Here is a 17,176-nt window from a genome sequence, read left to right as displayed (position 1 = left end):
TGATTGGCTTGTTAGGGTACTCTTGCTACCTTTATTTCTATTTACCATAGAAAACGGGACCATATCAAGGTTATTTCAACTGATGATCTGTGTTTTGAATCTCATGAGTTGAATAAATTTCATTTTAATAAAAAACCCTGTTTAAAATTAATTAAACAGGGTTTTCTGTGTTCCCGAAGGGATTCGAACCCATATCTGTTGAACCGGAATCAACAATTCTATCCATTGAACTACGGAAACATTTTGGCAAATATATCAATTAGATTGGTTATTCCTTAATACTCTTTAAATTTCCAACTTTTCCAGATTCTGTAAGTAGAAAATCCCACCTGTAGGTGAAAAAAGACCCTTTCAGCAGAAAAATCACCCTTTACCCTCAAATAAATAAATCAAATCCACCATCAAGTCTGTTCTCTTAAAACCTGATAATGAATGGGATAGTGTCTTGTCTGATTTTAAAAATAACAGGTTCATTTAAAAGACAATAATAATCCGGTATAAAGGCTATTTTTCGAAAATAAAAAGGCACTTTTGCAAAAATGATAAATGTCATAATTAAGGGATTGCTGAGTTATAAACGCATCCTAAGGACTTAGGCATTAAAAGAATACATTAATGAAAATCATGTAAAGAAGGGGCGTATGGAAGAAATGATTGTTGAAGAGATCGAAAAGCTCTTAGAGCAGGAAGACAATACACAATTAAAGGAATATTTAGACAATCTGAATATTTCGGATGTTGAACACTTAATTGACGAACTTCCCCAGCACGCAGTCACATTTATAGATACCCTGTCCATCAAAAGGGCGGTTAACGTTTTCAGAATCCTCGACTTTCCGACTCAGGAAAGGATCATTAAAAAACTTCCCGGTAATAAACTCGCAGAGTTAATCAACCTGTTGCCTCCCGACGACCGTACTTCTTTATTTTCTGAGCTCAGTGGTGAAGCCGTAAAAAAGCTGATCATACTTTTACCAGCAAAAGATAGGGTAGAAGCACTTTCTCTTTTAGGCTATGAAGAAGACAGTGTAGGAAGGTTGATGACGCCAGATTATGTGGCGGTAAAAAAGGACTGGACGGTAACCAGGGTGTTGGAACACATCAGACGCTACGGAAAAAACTCGGAAACTATTGATGTCATTTATGTCATCGATAGCGATGGAACCTTACTGGATGACATCAGGATCAGGGAAATTCTCCTGGCAGATCCAGAGGCTAGAATTGGAAATTTAACCGATCACCGCCTGATCGCTTTAAAAGCAAACGACCATCAGGAAGAGGCCATTAATATATTTAGAATGAATAACCGCGTCGCTTTACCTGTGGTAGACGACCATAATGTGCTACTAGGCATCGTAACTGTTGATGATATTCTTTGGATTGCAAATGAAGAATATACCGAAGATATGCAGAAAATAGGGGGTACCCAGGCCCTGGATGAACCCTATTTAGACATGCCGATTCTGGGTTTATTTAAACGAAGAATTGGTTGGTTGGTCGTGCTTTTCCTTGGAGAAATGCTAACCGCCAGTGCAATGGGGCATTTTGAAGCAGACATTGCCAAAGCAGTGATTTTAGCCATGTTTGTTCCCCTGATCATTTCCAGTGGTGGAAATAGTGGGTCTCAAGCCTCTACGTTGATTATTCAGGCGATGGCATTGGGAGAAATTACTGTGGGAGATTGGTGGAGAGTCATGCGACGAGAAATCATTTCCGGATTGATGCTCGGTGTGGTATTGGGTTGCATTGGCTTCTTAAGAATATTTGCTTGGACGTTCTTTACAGATATGTATGGCCCGCATTGGATGTTAATTGGCGTTACCGTTGGTGTTTCCTTGGTCGGTGTCGTTTTATGGGGCTCATTGGCAGGCTCTATGCTGCCTTTAATCCTGAAAAAGCTGGGTGCAGACCCTGCAACCTCTTCCGCGCCCTTTGTAGCGACTTTGGTGGATGTAACTGGTCTGATCATTTACTTCTCAGTAGCGGTGATGTTCCTGACAGGGGTACTCCTCTAAATAACTCCTAAACATAAACCGGAAAGTATACCGGCATAAAAAAACCGGATGCTTCGTTAAAACGAGCCATCCGGTTTTTTCTTTTAACCTTCTTTACGCGTCAACAAACGCTTGAGAATATTTATACGTTAAAACGGAAGTGCATGATGTCTCCATCTTCCACAACATACGTTTTTCCTTCTACGGCTAATTTACCAGCTTCTTTACAAGCAGCTTCAGAACCTAAAGTAACGAAGTCATTATATTTGATCACCTCTGCACGAATGAAACCTTTTTCAAAGTCAGTGTGGATGACACCAGCAGCTTGAGGCGCAGTAAATCCTTTAGTAATTGTCCATGCACGTACTTCCTGAACACCAGCGGTGAAGTAAGTATATAAATCTAATAGACGGTAAGCAGCAACAATCAGCTTGTTTACACCAGATTCTGTTAAGCCAAGATCAGCTAAAAACTCCTGACGCTCTTCATAACTTTCCAATTCTGCAATTTCTGATTCGATTTTAGCAGAGATCACCAATACTTCAGCTTTCTCATCTTTTACCGCTTCCTTAACGCGATCTACATACGCATTGCCATTGATCACAGAGTTCTCATCAACATTACAAACGTACATCACTGGTTTCTGAGTTAATAAACCCATGTCCAGAATAAATTCAAAATCTTCTGGAGCTACTGCTGCAGAACGTACAGATTGTCCGGATTCTACATGAGTCTTGATCACGCTTAAAATATCGAAAGTTCTTTTGGCATCCTTATCGGTTTTAGCCATTTTTTCTACTTTCTGAATGCGTTTTGTAATGGTATCAAGATCTTTAAGTTGTAACTCTGTATCTATAATTTCTTTATCGCGAATCGGATCAACTGAACCGTCAACGTGAATCACGTTTCCGTCGTCAAAGCAACGCAAAACATGGATAATGGCACTTGTAGCCCTGATGTTACCCAAAAATTGATTGCCTAGTCCTTCACCTTTGGAAGCACCTTTCACTAAACCTGCGATATCAACAATCTCAATTGTATTGGGAACAATACGGTTTGGCTGTACCAATTCGGCCAATTTAGTTAACCTTTCATCTGGAACGGTGATTACACCGATGTTAGGTTCAATTGTACAGAAAGGGAAATTAGCCGCTTGAGCTTTTGCGTTAGATAAACAGTTAAATAAGGTAGATTTTCCAACATTTGGTAAACCAACTATACCACATTGTAATGCCATGAATGATTTTTTCTAGTTTTGCCGCAAAGCTACCAAATTTTTAAAAATATTCTTTATGTTTAGGGTATCTAATCACTAATTAACGTTTAAGTACAGCTACATGGAAGAATTCGAAGAAACAAAACCAGATCACGCAGAGGTTGAAACACTTATTATTACGGAAGACATCCGTAGCCACATCTATGAAACGGCCAAATGGGCGAAATTTCTATCCATTGTAGGATTTGTATTTAGTGTTTTGATCGTTATAGCCGCTTTATGTCTACCAGCAATCCTGGCTGCGATGAGCGCAATGGGCACAAATCCAGTTGTAGGTGTAGCTACCGGCGCACTTTCAGCAGTGTATATCTTTTTTGCACTTCTTTATTTTTATCCTAGTTTCATGCTGTTTAAATACGCAAATACCGCCAAAAAAGCAGTCTTATTTATGGATCAGGAGAGTTTAGGAGAAGCGATGAGCAAGATGAAATCTTTCTTCAAATTCTGGGGTATATTAACCATTACCATTATTGCCCTATATGCTGTTGTGTTTTTAATCACCATTGTGGCAACAATCGGCGCTGCAACCTAGTCTTCAGCCGATTATATATCGCAAAGGCCTGTATCATCTAAATGGTACAGGCCTTTGTTTTATCATTAGAAAGCTAAGTCATAGAGCTCAGGTGTAAACCGGAGTTTTGTTCTCGATAGTATGCTTAAAACTTTTCATTTCCTTTTTCAGTAAAATTTCCAAATAGGGGTTTACCAGTTTCGAAAGACCAATTCCTACACCTCCGCCAACCGGACGATAAGACAATACCACTTTCAAAAATGTCTCTTTTCCATCTTCAGAAGGCGTAAATTCTACCCTGCCCACATGCTGAAGCAATGAACCCCTGGCAGATTTCCAACCGATTAAGCGACCCGGTTCCTCTTTTACAATTTCTGCCTCCCAGTTTATGGAAAATAAATTCCCGATTACATTGGATTTCCAGGTCGACAAATGCTCGTCAATGACCTTCACATCCAAAAGATGTTGAATACTGCCCGGAAGATTATTCAGGTTACGCCAATATAAAAATACCTCATGTACAGGTTTCTCAATCACAAACTCTCCACGAATATTAACGGATCTCGGTTTTCTGGCATCAATTCCCAATTGCTCATAAAATAAACAACGGCCAGTTGCCGCACGGTAAGCCATGTAGGCACCATAAAGAAATTTATTCGTGGACGGTCTTCGCAAACCCCAACTAATCAATGCTCCACCAAGAAACATCGATACCATGCGTTCAGTCCATCCAATATTCTCGTACTGGTGTTTCTCAATATAAAATCTACCGGATCTTAACTTTAAAGGTGTACTCATGATTTCTGACGCTGATTAATTTCTCTGCCAATGGCATCTATCATCCAATGGTCTAGTACTCCCCATATTTGTTCCCACTCGCCATCCAGTTCTTCCCGCAATTGCGTGATCCGATCTGGACCGATATAACAGACATAATAAAGGCCACCATCGCTGGTTTCCTCTGGTTTTACGGTAATGATGGTATCTGCGCCATCTATATCGAGATGAATGTCAAACTCGTCAGGACGTGATTCATAGTCTTTCATGTCTAAGTGTTTAATTTGCTTTTGTATAACACCTAAACGCGATTAGTGTTTGCAGAACTCTGTGAATCAGGCCAAAATCATTTAATTTAATGGCAAAAAAAATGAACTTACAGCCGCTTATATATTGCAATTTACGGGTCAGTTACTAACCATAAATGAATTTTACCGTATGAATAAGTCTTCTTTTTTTTTCTTATGCTCTTTTTTACTGAGCAGCAGTGCTGCTTTTGCACAAAAAGCACCGGCTCCTTATGGCGCTGTCCCAAATAAAAACCAACTGGCATGGCAGGATATGGAATATTATATGTTCATCCATTTCGGGCCAAATACCTTTACAGATAAGGAATGGGGACATGGTGATGAAGACCCTAAGGTTTTCAATCCAACCAAGCTGGATGCCCGTCAATGGGCGCGTACCGCGAAAGCTGCAGGTATGAAAGCGATCATCATCACCGCAAAACACCACGATGGTTTTTGCCTGTTTCCAAGTAAATACAGCACACATACCGTAAGAGAAAGTGCCTGGAAGAATGGTAAAGGTGATGTGCTGAAAGAACTTTCTGAGGCTTGTAAAGAATACGGATTGAAATTCGGCGTGTACTTATCACCATGGGATCGTAACCACCCTAAGTATGGAACTCCAGAATACAACGATATCTTTGCCAAGACCTTAAATGAGGTACATACCCAATATGGACCTGTTTTTGAACAATGGTTTGACGGTGCAAAAGGAGAAAAAGAGAAAAATCAAGAGTACGATTTTAAGCTGTTCAACAGCATTGTTAGAAAGCACAATCCACAAGCAGCGATTTTTAGTGACATCGGTCCTGATGCACGCTGGATGGGCAATGAAAGAGGCGTTGCCGGTACCACCAACTGGTCTACTTTAAATACTGATGGTTTTGGAGTAGGAGCGGCAGCACCTGCAGCAACGGTCTTGAATACAGGAAATGAAAATGGTAAATACTGGATTCCTGCAGAAGTAGATGTTTCCATCAGACCAGGATGGTTCTACAGTCCTAAAACTGATGATAAAGTGAAAACTTTAAAAGAACTGGTTTCTATTTATGAAACCTCAATAGGACGTAATGGTAACCTTTTATTGAATGTTCCGGTAAACCGGGAAGGGCTAATTCACCCTAATGATTCTACCCGTTTGATGGAGTTTAGAAGAAATATTGATGCGAGTTATAAAACAAACCTGGCCAAGGGAAAGAAAGTAACCGCAAGCAATACCAGAAAAGGTGCGCAATTTACAGCGTCAAACCTTACTGATGGAAATCCAGCTACGTATTGGGCTACAGAGGACCAGCTGAAAACCGCCAGCATCACCATAGATTTAGGGAAAGCAACGGAACTTAACCGGGTGGTTTTACAAGAATATATTGCCCTCGGACAACGTGTCAAATCATTTTCTGTAGCGTATCTGACGCCAGACAATACCTATAAAACCATTGACCTGGAGACTACGATTGGTCATAAACGAATTCTTTCCTTTCCGACTGTAAAAACGAGTAAAATCCGTATTGATATTTTGGAATCAAATGCCTGCCCGGTGCTCTCAGAGATAGCAGTATATAAAGCACCGGACTTATAGGCATTAAGATTGGAACAGGGCCTTGAATATTATTAATGTAAATGATTCACCTTTTTCTGGTATGCCCAATAGAACACTATTGGGTATACAAAAAGGTTAAATAGGGTATTGGTAATTAAACCGCCAATCACTACGATTGCCAAAGGTTTTGAAGCTTCAGAACCTATTCCCGTAGACAATGCTGCGGGCATCAGGCCGATTGCCGCCATCATGGCGGTCATGATCACCGGACGCATTCTACTCGCTACCCCATCTTTAATCGCATCCGCGAAAGTCCAGTCTGGACGGTGCTTTAACTCTATGATATTTTGCTTAAATCGGGTGATCAGGATTACCCCATTCTGCACACATATGCCAAATAAGGCAATAAAACCAATCCCCGCAGAGATGTTGAAATTGATTCCGGTAGCCAGAATGGCCAGAATACCACCAACCATTGCAAAAGGTACATTGTTCAAGACCAATAGCGAGTCTTTGATATTGCCAAACAGCACGAATAAAATGAAAAAGATAAGCAATAAACTAATCGGAACGGCTTGCGATAACCTGCTCGTTGCCCTTTGTTGGTTCTCAAAATCTCCAGCCCATTCCAGCTTATACTCTTTAGGAAGCTTGATTTTTTCATTTACCTTGGCTTGCGCCTCCGCAATGACACTCCCCATATCCCTTCCTCTGATGGAAAACTTAATGGCGCCATAGCGTTGGTGTTTGTCGCGGTAAATAATGCTTGGACCCGTGATTTTTCTAATGCTGGCAATCTCTCCTAAAGGTACTTTTGCCCCTGAAATGGTAGGAATCCGCAATTTTGCAATGTCGCTTTCGTCTTTTCTAAAATCTTCCGGATAACGGATGATCAGGTCAAATTTTCTTTCCCCTTCATAAATCTGTGTTGCCGCTTTTCCGCCGATAGCCATCTCAATGACCGCATTGGCATCTGCAGTACTCACCCCATATAAGGCCATCTTCTTTTGATCCAGATTGATCTGTAATTCCGGCTGTCCAAGGTTTCTTAAAATACCTAAATCTTCAATTCCCTCCACCGTTTTCAAAATGTTTTCAATCTTCTCTTCTTCTTTCTCCATAAACTGGAAATCATTGCCAAATAGCTTGACTACAATAGAGCCTTTTACTCCTGAAACGGCTTCTTCTACGTTGTCAGAGATCGGTTGAGAGAAATTGAGGCTAATCCCAGGGAAACTCTTCAGCTTCTCCTGCATCCGCTCAATCAGCTGTTCTTTCGTCTGCTTTCGCTTCCATTCTTTCTTCGGAAAAATGTCTACATGGAACTCCATGTTGTAAAAACCGGTTGCATCAGTTCCATCATTCGGTCTGCCGGTTTGAGACATCACCTGCTTTACTTCCTCAAAGCTTAAAAAGATTTTTCTAAGCTCATTAGAGAGCTTTTTTGTTTCATCCAGCGAGATGCTGAGCGGCCCCGTGGCTCGCACATAAATAGAACCCTCATCCAAGGTAGGCAAGAATTCTGTGCCCATAAACCGGTAACTGAATATGCCCATAACCAGGATCGCCATAGCTATTCCGAAAGCTAGCTTTCTGAATTTAAAGCACTTGTCAAAGAAAATGATTACATATTTAGTAAGAAACTCTAAAAATATGTTGTGTTTCTCCCGTACGTTTTTCTTCAATAAAACACTGGCCAGCGCCGGAACCAAGGTGAAAGTAAGCAGGAGTGCACCTAGTAAAGCAAAACTTAAGGTCCAGGCCAATGGAGAGAACATTTTTCCTTCTACCTTTTCAAAAGTAAAGATGGGTAGTAAACCAGTAATGATGATCAGCTTAGCAAAGAAAATTCCTTTTCCGTTCTCCAAGCAAGCTTTTTTTATCAATCCCAACTTACTGAGTCCATTGAATTTAGCCATACCTACTTTTTTAGCTTTATGGTCGAGGGCCACAAAGATACCCTCAACCATGACCACAGCACCATCAATGATGATTCCGAAGTCGATTGCCCCCATAGATAATAAATTGGCCGACATGCCCTTCATTTTTAAGCAAATGAAGGCAAATAGCAAGGCCAAAGGAATAATGATAGACACAATTAATGTGGTCCGCCAATCTGCCATAAACAGGAATACAATCAGGGTTACAAAAATAATCCCTTCCATCATATTACCCATTACCGTATGCGTGGCATAGTTTACCAGGTCTTCCCGGTCGTAGAAAGGACTGATCTTTACATCTCCCGGCAAAAGGTTTTCATTGATGTCTTTAATCTTTTCTTTCAGTTTGCTGATGACCTCGCTTGGATTCTCTCCTTTGCGCATAACCACGATCCCTTCAACCACGTCGGGATCCTGGTCCCGGCCTACCTGCCCTAAGCGTGGTAATGCCGATTCTGCGACTTCTGCGATTGTCTTAACGTAGACCGGAGTCCCGTTAAAGTTATCAACCACCACATTTTTTATCTCTTCAATATTGTTCAGTATCCCAATTCCACGAACTACATAAGCTTGTCCAGCCTGAACGATGACATCTCCACCAACATTGACGTTGCTTTTGGAAACCGCATCGAATAATTCCGTTGCACTTACGCCATATTGTATCGCTTTTTGGGGATCTACGGTAATCTGGTAGGTCTTTACTTCTCCACCAAAACTCACCACATCGGCGATGCCTGGAACGGATAGTAATTCCCGTTGAATGACCCAATCCTGTAAGGTTTTCAATTCCCTGACTGACTTTTTATCACTCGTCAATGTATAGCGAAAAATCTCTCCGGTAGGCCCATATGGAGGTTGTACCTCGGGTTTCAATCCCTCCGGTAAATCGGCCTCTTCAATATGGTTGTTCACCTGAACTCTTGCTGCGGCATAATCTACATCGTCTTCAAAAGTGATTTTAACGATGGATAGTCCAAAAAGAGAGGAGGACCTGATGCTTGTCCTTTTTTCGGTGGGGTTCATGGCGATTTCCAGTGGTCTGCTCACAAACTTCTCTACCTCTTCCGCACTTCGCCCAGGCCACTGCGTAATGATGGTAATATTGGTATTGGTGACATCGGGGAAAGCTTCAATCGTCGTGTGTTTGAAACTAAGGTATCCTGCCAGAATCAAAATGAATGTGGCAAAGAATATAAAGTATTTGTTTTTTAACGAAAAGCCAATGACGGTCTTAATGAATTTATTCATTACAGCTGTTTTTTGTGGTGATGAATAGATTAGTTTTTCAGGCTCTCAAATAAGAAGACCTGTTTGGACGCTACCACACGGTCGCCTGCCTTCAAACCTTTACTGATATAGGCTTTGTCTGCTGTTTTACGGCCAATTTCTATTTCCTGAATGCGGATCTTATTTCCAGGGTCCACCACCAATGCATAATTTTTGTTCTCATCGAAGATGATACCTCTGGTATTAACAACAGGTAAATCGATTCCGGATTTCGCGGAAATCAGCACCGTAGCCATCATGCCTGGTTTTAATAGATATCCTGGATTGGGAATGGTCACCCTGGCATTCATCACTTTACTTTCATTATCAATCATGTTGTAGATCTTATCAATCTTCCCTTTGAAAGTTTTTTCCGGATAGGAGAGGATAGAAAGGTTTACCTCATCGCCTTCTTTGATTCTGGAGATGTCCGATTCATAAATATTGACCATCGCCCATACCGTAGAAAGATCGGCTACTGTAAACAGGTTTTTATCGTTATCCGGACGTAACTGCATATTTGCATTCACATTTTTCTCAATGATAAATCCCGATAATGGGGATTTAATGGTGTAATTACCACTGCTATTCCCTCCATTTAATTTAAGTGTGGAAACCGCACGCTTATTTTCTGCCTGTTTAATTAGGAAGTCATTCTTGGCCTCTTCAAATTCTCTGGCAGAGGATAAGCCACTTTTATATAATTCTTCTGCCTGTTTTACCTGTCTTTCGGCATTCCTTAATTCTGCAGCAGCACTGATCACCTCTTTATCAAATCCGGCCATTTCCGAACTGCCCATGGTAGCCAATACTTGTCCAGCGCTTACTTTATCACCCAGTCTTACAGGGACACTACGCACTACGCCACTCACCATAGGGAAGATTTCTGCTTTACGCTCCTCATCTGCAGTGATTTTTGCGGAGAAACTCAGGTCAGTTTTACTATTGGCTTGTTGTACTGTATCAATTAATAACTTGTTGATGAGCGAGTCGGTCACCGCAAATTTCTCCGATACCGGGGCTTCTTTGGAGCTGGTACAGCCCTGATTGGCGATAACCAATACAATCAAAGAGAGTTTGCTGATGTTTTTTATAAAGATTTGCATGAGGGGTAAAAATTTAAAATGGGTATAGCTTATTTGAAAATGGTAGATCCGGTAACGTAATTGATTTCTTCTTTGGCATTCATCCGCTCATATTTCAGCTGATTCAAGTGCAGTGTATTTTCTTTATAGGAGTCATAGAAGTCGAGAAATTCGATCAGGCTGATGTTCCTGCTGCGGTAGTTTTTAGTGACTTCCTGAATGAGCTTCGTGAAATCAGTACTGAAGTTATGATCCAGACTCTGATACAGACTTTCTGTTCTTAAAGCCGATTTATAGCTGTTGTAAACTTCGTTTTCCAGGGCATTCTCCTTTTGTTTGACATTCAAATTCCCGGCTTCAATCGCAATTTTTGCTTTTTTGATCTCTCCCTGATTTCTATTGAAAAGTGGTAAAGGAATTTTAACCCCTAATCCGGTGTATTTCTCCGGATAATTACCCTTCAGGTCGTAGCTTAAAGAAAGCTCTACATCGGGAACGGCATTGGCTTTTTGTAGCTTAAGGTTGTTTTCTGCGTAGTTGACTGTTGTTTTTGCCAATTGTAAGTCTGCACGATTGGCTTTAGCACTTTCCAGTAGTTCCAGATAAGGTTGTTTTTCTAAGGAATAGTCCTGTTCATCTGCTACAGGTACTGTAAGTTGTAAGGCAACATCGGCTTTGATGTTGGTCATCTGTTTGATGGAAGTCTCCATATCTTCAATATCATTCAGCAAATTCGTGTGCTCCGCTTTTAGGGTGTAAACCAAGGATTTAATTCTGATGAGGTCTTTTAATGCAATGTTCCCGAGTTTCAGCTGTTGCTCGGAAGCTTGTAATAATTGTGCTAAGGAATTCAGTTGCTGCTGATAAATTGCTGCGGATTGTTGCGCGTAATAGGCTTTGTAAAAGTCGCTGCGCAGTTGATAACGAAGACTGCGCATCAGGTCGAAATATTCATATTCAGCCATTTTTACCCCGCTATTGGCGACTTGGATATTCTTATTTCTTTTTCCGGCCAGCTTGATCAGTTGGGAGATTTGTGCGCTATATTGCCCGGTAGCCATAGAGGTTTCCAGAAATCTTTTGGTTTCATGGTTGTAAAAAAGATTCTCATAGCTCAGCTCTGGATTGTCGAAAAGTTTAGCAGTAATGATTTCTGCTTTTGCTTGTTCCGTTTGGTAATTTTGAGCAATTAACTGATAGTTGTTTTTGATAAATAGTTGCTCGGCTTCCCGAAGACTAAGTTTTAGGCTGTCTTGAGCCATTCCTACTGCGCTAAATGCCAGAAAGAGCAGGCTGCTTAGAATTAGTTTTCTTTTCATCTCCAACAAAGCTATCTGGAGGGAATTAAACTCTAATTAAATAGAAATTAAAAGGAGATTAAAAATTTCGAAAAGAATAAACTGGTTTTCAGCTGTAGATTAGTATTTGGGAAATTGCAGGATGAAAGTTGCCCCATCGCCCATTTTAGAGCTAAGGGTTAATGTTCCATTAAACAGGTTGATGATTTTATGTGCCATATATAAACCCATTCCATTGCCTTCATGTCCGGTTTCCGCACTAAAGCTGTAAAATGGTTTAAAAATCTCCGCTTGGATGTTTTCCGGAATTCCTGGTCCTTTATCTTTAATGGAAATGACTGTTTTATGCTCTTGAATGTCCAGCAAGCAATGTACATCCTGGTTATCGGAGAACTTAAAAGCGTTGGCAATGATGTTACTCAAAGCAATGGTCAATAGGGTAGGGTTTGCCTTGACCAGCAATTTAGCAGGATCTTCTGGCATGTTTTTAATGTCTACGATGAGCTTACCTGTGCCTTTGTTGTTCCATTCTGCAGACAATTCCCATAAGCATTCATCAATTCTGATGTCCTGTAATTCTGGTGCGCCAAATTCCAGATCGGCCTGTGCAAGATTAAGTAAGCCCGTAATGATGTTGTCCATCTTTTCGGAATCTTCCATCACCGATAGCAAGGCTTTTTTATAATCTTCGATTTGCCTTTCTTGTGATAATGTGATTTCTGCAGCAATCATCATTCTGGTAATTGGTGTTCTCAGCTCATGAGATGCATTGGCGATAAAAGTTTTTTGCAAGACAAAAGCTTGTTCCAAATGCTCCATCAGGTTGTTGAAATTTTGAGCAAGCAGGTTGATTTCATCTTTATTATTGCCTTCCTGAACCCTAAAATGAAGGTTGTTAGATTTGATTTGCTTGACATCCTCTATAAAACGATCCAGGGGTCTTAATATTTTCTTGGCAATCCACCTTCCCGAAAGCAGGAGCCCAATGAAGATGAAGACAAAAATCATGACCATGATCTTTTGTAATTTCTCTATTCTAAGGTGTGTGCTTTGGTCTATTCCGGAGGCAAGGATGACGAAATCGCCCTGATTGTCTTTGTAGAAAATGCCGACAACTTGTCTGTCGCCATCAATAAATTGAATTTTCTTGTTTTTTCTAACTTTCTCTATCGTTTCATGACTCCAGTATTGCTGATCATCACCAATAAAAGTAGCACTGTTTTTCGCATTATAGATCCGGATCACCTCGCCGTTTAAGGTCTTTAGATACTGATTTCTAACGGTATTTAAGGAGTCCGCAGAAATTTCATCGGCTTCCAGGTAAAGCTTGGCGGTTACCATGGTCCGATCCGTCAGGCGGTCAAAGAAATCCGCTTCCAAAAATTTGATGAAGGTGAAATATACCGCACACAACACCGCCAGCATGGTTAAAGTGCTGATCAGGGTGAAATATAAAGAAAGGCGGTTTTTCAGTTTCATGAACAAATGCTTATTTCAGGATGTAGCCCATGCCGATTTTAGTGTGAATCAGCTTTCTGGCGAAACCTTTTTCGATTTTTTTACGGAGGAAATTGATGTATACGTCAATTACATTTGTCCCGGTATCAAAACTAATGTCCCAGGCATTTTCTGCAATGTATTGTCGGGAAAGGAGGCGATTTGGATTGCGCAAGAACAATTCAAGCAGTGTATATTCTTTAGCAGTCAATTCAATCAATGTTCCTGCTCTTTTTACTTCTTTGCTGTAAGTATTCAAACTGATGTCGTCGAAACTTAAAAGATGCTCTTCAGGATGTGGGAGTGATGCCCCATGTTGCCTGCGCAATAAGGCCTCGATTCTAGCAAGTAACTCCTTGAAATGGAATGGTTTGACTAGATAATCATCAGCGCCTGAATTTAATCCTGTCACCTTATCGTCAATTGTTCCCAAAGCAGTGAGCATGAGAATCGGGAGATTTTTGTCGGTATGCCGCAATGCTTTACACACGGCAATGCCATTTAATCCAGGCATCATAATGTCAAGAATTACCAGGTGAAAGTCTTGATCCTTAAATGTTTTAAGGGCCTGTTCTCCATTAGATTCAATGGTAACCAGGTATCCTTGCTCTTCTAATCCGGTTTTTATCAATCCGGCTATTTTGAGGTCATCTTCTGCTAATCCGATTTTAAACATACCTGAAAAATGGTTTTTGTTGAAGGTACAAATGTATATTAAAAATAGTCATCCTGATTATTTCTTGCTATCTCTCAGGGTATCAATTGATTTGTTAATGTGATCTTACTCTTTATTTAACATAAAAAAGCATATCTTTGCAAAATATTGTTTAAACGGAGCAGGTTAACCTTAAAAAACAGGTTACTTTTCAAAGACAATAATTGCCATTAAAAATATTTATGAAGAAGATTGTTGACTACAGAAAACTATTAGGTGTACAAAAGGATGCCGAATTAAAAGAATTGAAGACCATTTACAGGAATTTGATGAAAGATTGGCACCCGGATAAATTCCAGGATAGTGAAGAAGCTAAAGTGGAAGCGGAATCTAAAAGCAAGGAAATCATTGAAGCATATCATTTCTTAGTAAGTATTGCTCCGGAAACATTAGAGCTTTCTATTGAAGAATATACGCAAACTACTGCAAATTGCGGTATTGCTGATTATACTTGGGCAGGTTTAGTATTAACGGTTCATTTCCTGGATGGTAGCGCTTATGAGTACTTCGGTGTTCCTAAAGCTATCTACGTGAAATTGGTTAATGCAGATTCTCCAGGTAGATTCGCACGTCGTCATATCTTCAATTCATTCCCATACAGAAATATAGCTAAACTTCAAACTGCATAAGCGCAGTTTTTAGTGACATTATATATTTAATTTCCTTAAAAGGGGTTACAGGCAGGGTGCTTTGTAACCCCTTTTTTTATGCGTAATAACGACCCGTATTTTTCAGCTGAAAATACTATAAAAACGCAAAACAAAGTTAGCCAACTTATGTTTATTGAATATTGTTGTCATATAGATCGATACCTTTTTTTTTATAAAATCATCGTTGTATGCAAGAATTTCTACTGAATTTTTTACCAAAAATTACAACTATGAAAAAACTATTTACTTTAATTTTAGTCGTGTTCAGCTATTGTTCCGCGTTCTCTCAAGGGCATTATAACGGCTCTTCCTTTAACCCGGGAGATTATTTTGCACCACATGCCGGATTCATCATCCCCGTTTGGTATGGTTTTGCTGACATGAATTATTACAACGCTGAGGGGAAACAATCTGATCGCCTGATCAACCCGGCACCCGGAAATCCAACTACACTCGATATCAAACAAAATGTAAAAACGCATTCCTTTATCCTGATGGCTATTTATGGTGGTAAAGGAAAAATATTAGGTGCGAACTGGGGAATTATGGCAATTCCAATGGTAAATAGCCCGACAGCAAACATTGCCCTTGATTATTATTCAAGTCAGACCGGATCAGGATCTTATACTTTTAAGAATAAAACCATGGGTTTTGGAGATATGTATGTACAGCCGGTATGGCTTTCCTGGACAAAAGAGAAGTTCAGCTATGCCTTTAATTATGGTTTCTGGGCGCCTACAGGTAAATTCAAACCACATGGTTTAGATAATCAAGGTTTAGGATATTGGTCACACAATATCAGAGGTGCAGTGCGGTATAAGCCAACTAAAAAAGTTGGGGTAACGGTAGCGACTACTTTTGAAATTAACCAATGGCAAAAGGACATTGATTTTAAAGAAGGTAGTCACCTGACCATCGATATGGGTGGTACTTATTTATTAGATAATAGAGGGGATGAAGTGGGATTATTTGCAAATCATCAGACTCAGATCAGCGACGATAAAGGTACGAACGGTGGTTTTGCATCTGATCGTATCTATGGTATCGGAGGTTTTGGCTCTTACTGGATCACCCCGAAAAAAATTGGTGTGATGGCAAGGATAACTCAAAACTTTGCTGCTAAAAACAGATTCTCAGGGACTGCGGTTCAGGTGGGTGTAAATATCCTGATTCCAACAGATCACTAGCCTATTTTATCCGGGCCTTGGTTGAGGCCAGGGTGTCTACTTACCGTTTTGTAAAAAATGGCTTTCACATTTGACCTGCTTTCCAGATCAAATGTGAAAGCCATTTTTTTTTGCCTGCAAAAGGAAAAGCGATTGTTATTGCTTGGTTTTAATTAGGAGTTAATTTCTTGCCTGCGATATATTGGGGTCGTTTATTTACCGGTTACGCTTTTGCTATTGTTTTGCTTTCCTTTTGCTCAGGCAAAACAGGAGCAAAAGAAAAGCAAAAGAAGAGCAAAACAATAGCAAAACAAATAGCGGTTTTAACCAGGAAAATAAGCAGCGAAATCAGGGGGGATGAAGCAGCTTGAGCGGGCCCAATTCTTTTTATCAGGCTAACTTCCTTGATTTTTTTTAGGTTTTTTACGTGATTTTCGTTGGAAATATTTATTTCTTATTGGTTTTATTATTATCTTTATTAAATCGAATTTCGATAGCTCATTTTTTTGCATTGTTGAAAAAGACCGGAGAAAACCAATGAGAAATTATCAGAATATAATTTTTGAAGGGCTTGATGGATGGGAATATTCCAGTATTTTTATTTTTCTGGAAGGATTGAATCTTTGCAGAAAATGACGAGTTTTCCTTTTTGAAAGCGCTTTTTATTTTTTTGAATAAAAAACAAGCGCAATAAATGAGTAACATGAACCAAATTAGCATTAGAGAACATCAGGCCACAGATAGAGAACGCATCATCACTTTGCTAAGATTAAATACACCAGCCTATTTTTCTCCGGCAGAAGAGGAAGACCTGATCGATTATTTGGATCATTTTGCAGACAATTATTATGTGCTGGAAGTAAATGGAGAGGTTCTCGGTTGCGGAGGTTTTAATTTATCTCAAGATGGAGAAATTGGCAAAATATCCTGGGATATATTCCATCCCGATAGTCAGGGGAAAGGCCTGGGCACTGCATTAACCAGGTTTAGAATCGAGAAAATTAAAGAAATAGCCGGAGTAAAAACCATTTCCGTTCGAACTTCCCAACTGGTTTATAAATTCTATGAGAAATTTGGACTGGAACTCAGGGAAGTAGTGAAGGATTATTGGGACATCGGCTTTGATTTATATAGACTGGACAGAGATATTGATTTTTTTAATTTAAAATAACCA

At 40.0% G+C, this 17,176-nt stretch carries 14 protein-coding genes and 1 tRNA gene; 6 read left to right on the top strand and 9 right to left on the bottom strand.

The genetic code is table 11. The features are described 5' to 3' along the window. Positions 1–168: 168 nt before the first annotated feature. Positions 169–240 (bottom strand) — tRNA-Arg (locus GM920_RS18125). Between the two features lie 401 nt (positions 241–641). Between GM920_RS18125 and mgtE the strand changes: the two genes are divergently transcribed. Next, on the top strand, positions 642–2,015 hold the full coding sequence (gene mgtE, locus GM920_RS18120; RefSeq protein ID WP_182960086.1) for a magnesium transporter: 1,374 nt from the start codon (positions 642–644) through the stop codon (positions 2,013–2,015). Positions 2,016–2,136: 121 nt separating this feature from the next. Here the strand turns inward: mgtE and ychF are convergent, their stop codons facing one another. After that, a complete protein-coding gene (gene ychF, locus GM920_RS18115; RefSeq protein ID WP_182960084.1) occupies positions 2,137–3,231 on the bottom strand; it encodes a redox-regulated ATPase YchF in 1,095 nt (364 codons plus the stop codon). Between the two features lie 100 nt (positions 3,232–3,331). On the opposite strand from ychF, the gene GM920_RS18110 reads away from it, so the two are divergent. After that, positions 3,332–3,802, top strand: a complete 471-nt coding sequence (locus GM920_RS18110; RefSeq protein ID WP_182960082.1) for a DUF5362 family protein — start codon at positions 3,332–3,334, stop codon at positions 3,800–3,802. 87 nt (positions 3,803–3,889) lie between these two features. Here GM920_RS18110 and GM920_RS18105 read toward each other — a convergent pair whose 3' ends face one another. Next, positions 3,890–4,579, bottom strand: coding sequence for a YgaP-like transmembrane domain (locus tag GM920_RS18105; RefSeq protein WP_182960080.1), 690 nt, complete (start codon positions 4,577–4,579; stop codon positions 3,890–3,892). Next, on the bottom strand, positions 4,576–4,827 hold the full coding sequence (locus GM920_RS18100; RefSeq protein ID WP_182960078.1) for a hypothetical protein: 252 nt from the start codon (positions 4,825–4,827) through the stop codon (positions 4,576–4,578). Before GM920_RS18100 ends, GM920_RS18105 begins: the two co-directional genes overlap by 4 nt. Before the next feature lie 169 nt (positions 4,828–4,996). Between GM920_RS18100 and GM920_RS18095 the strand changes: the two genes are divergently transcribed. Further along, entirely contained in the window at positions 4,997–6,424 is a 1,428-nt protein-coding gene (locus GM920_RS18095) for an alpha-L-fucosidase (RefSeq protein ID WP_182960076.1), read from the top strand. Between the two features lie 32 nt (positions 6,425–6,456). Here the strand turns inward: GM920_RS18095 and GM920_RS18090 are convergent, their stop codons facing one another. The 5 genes from GM920_RS18090 to GM920_RS18070 all read right to left on the bottom strand — a co-directional run bounded on the left by GM920_RS18090 (position 6,457) and on the right by GM920_RS18070 (position 14,147). After that, positions 6,457–9,573, bottom strand: a complete 3,117-nt coding sequence (locus GM920_RS18090; protein ID WP_182960074.1) for an efflux RND transporter permease subunit — start codon at positions 9,571–9,573, stop codon at positions 6,457–6,459. A 29-nt stretch (positions 9,574–9,602) separates the two neighbouring features. Beyond that, on the bottom strand, positions 9,603–10,697 hold the full coding sequence (locus GM920_RS18085; protein ID WP_182960072.1) for an efflux RND transporter periplasmic adaptor subunit: 1,095 nt from the start codon (positions 10,695–10,697) through the stop codon (positions 9,603–9,605). A gap of 29 nt (positions 10,698–10,726) precedes the next feature. Then, a complete protein-coding gene (locus GM920_RS18080; protein WP_182960070.1) occupies positions 10,727–11,995 on the bottom strand; it encodes a TolC family protein in 1,269 nt (422 codons plus the stop codon). 99 nt (positions 11,996–12,094) lie between these two features. Next, entirely contained in the window at positions 12,095–13,453 is a 1,359-nt protein-coding gene (locus GM920_RS18075; RefSeq protein WP_182960068.1) for a HAMP domain-containing sensor histidine kinase, read from the bottom strand. A gap of 10 nt (positions 13,454–13,463) precedes the next feature. Then, entirely contained in the window at positions 13,464–14,147 is a 684-nt protein-coding gene (locus GM920_RS18070) for a response regulator transcription factor (RefSeq protein WP_182960067.1), read from the bottom strand. Between the two features lie 221 nt (positions 14,148–14,368). On the opposite strand from GM920_RS18070, the gene GM920_RS18065 reads away from it, so the two are divergent. The 3 genes from GM920_RS18065 (at position 14,369) to GM920_RS18055 (ending at position 17,173) form a co-directional block, all read left to right on the top strand. Then, entirely contained in the window at positions 14,369–14,815 is a 447-nt protein-coding gene (locus GM920_RS18065; RefSeq protein WP_182960065.1) for a KTSC domain-containing protein, read from the top strand. Positions 14,816–15,066: 251 nt separating this feature from the next. After that, positions 15,067–16,023, top strand: a complete 957-nt coding sequence (locus GM920_RS18060; protein WP_182960063.1) for a SphA family protein — start codon at positions 15,067–15,069, stop codon at positions 16,021–16,023. 673 nt (positions 16,024–16,696) lie between these two features. Then, the gene (locus GM920_RS18055; RefSeq protein WP_182960061.1) at positions 16,697–17,173 is read left to right on the top strand and encodes a GNAT family N-acetyltransferase; all 477 of its coding nucleotides are present in this window, start codon (positions 16,697–16,699) and stop codon (positions 17,171–17,173) included. Positions 17,174–17,176 lie beyond the last annotated feature (3 nt).

It is taken from the genome of Pedobacter gandavensis, assembly GCF_014172405.1.
GTDB lineage: Bacteria > Bacteroidota > Bacteroidia > Sphingobacteriales > Sphingobacteriaceae > Pedobacter > Pedobacter gandavensis.
Note: the sequence above shows the minus strand (reverse complement) of the source record. Positions and strands in the feature narration are given on the sequence as shown.

Excerpts from the sequence above, each read along its gene's own strand:
- GM920_RS18085 (WP_182960072.1), bottom strand. The coding sequence starts at position 10,697 with ATGCAAATCTTTATAAAAAACATCAGCAAACTCTCTTTGATTGTATTG.
- ychF (WP_182960084.1), bottom strand. The coding sequence starts at position 3,231 with ATGGCATTACAATGTGGTATAGTTGGTTTACCAAATGTTGGAAAATCT.
- GM920_RS18055 (WP_182960061.1), top strand. The coding sequence starts at position 16,697 with ATGAGTAACATGAACCAAATTAGCATTAGAGAACATCAGGCCACAGAT.
- GM920_RS18060 (WP_182960063.1), top strand. The coding sequence starts at position 15,067 with ATGAAAAAACTATTTACTTTAATTTTAGTCGTGTTCAGCTATTGTTCC.
- GM920_RS18105 (WP_182960080.1), bottom strand. The coding sequence starts at position 4,579 with ATGAGTACACCTTTAAAGTTAAGATCCGGTAGATTTTATATTGAGAAA.
- GM920_RS18100 (WP_182960078.1), bottom strand. The coding sequence starts at position 4,827 with ATGAAAGACTATGAATCACGTCCTGACGAGTTTGACATTCATCTCGAT.
- GM920_RS18110 (WP_182960082.1), top strand. The coding sequence starts at position 3,332 with ATGGAAGAATTCGAAGAAACAAAACCAGATCACGCAGAGGTTGAAACA.
- GM920_RS18075 (WP_182960068.1), bottom strand. The coding sequence starts at position 13,453 with ATGAAACTGAAAAACCGCCTTTCTTTATATTTCACCCTGATCAGCACT.
- GM920_RS18090 (WP_182960074.1), bottom strand. The coding sequence starts at position 9,573 with ATGAATAAATTCATTAAGACCGTCATTGGCTTTTCGTTAAAAAACAAA.
- GM920_RS18070 (WP_182960067.1), bottom strand. The coding sequence starts at position 14,147 with ATGTTTAAAATCGGATTAGCAGAAGATGACCTCAAAATAGCCGGATTG.
- GM920_RS18095 (WP_182960076.1), top strand. The coding sequence starts at position 4,997 with ATGAATAAGTCTTCTTTTTTTTTCTTATGCTCTTTTTTACTGAGCAGC.
- GM920_RS18080 (WP_182960070.1), bottom strand. The coding sequence starts at position 11,995 with ATGAAAAGAAAACTAATTCTAAGCAGCCTGCTCTTTCTGGCATTTAGC.
- GM920_RS18065 (WP_182960065.1), top strand. The coding sequence starts at position 14,369 with ATGAAGAAGATTGTTGACTACAGAAAACTATTAGGTGTACAAAAGGAT.
- mgtE (WP_182960086.1), top strand. The coding sequence starts at position 642 with ATGGAAGAAATGATTGTTGAAGAGATCGAAAAGCTCTTAGAGCAGGAA.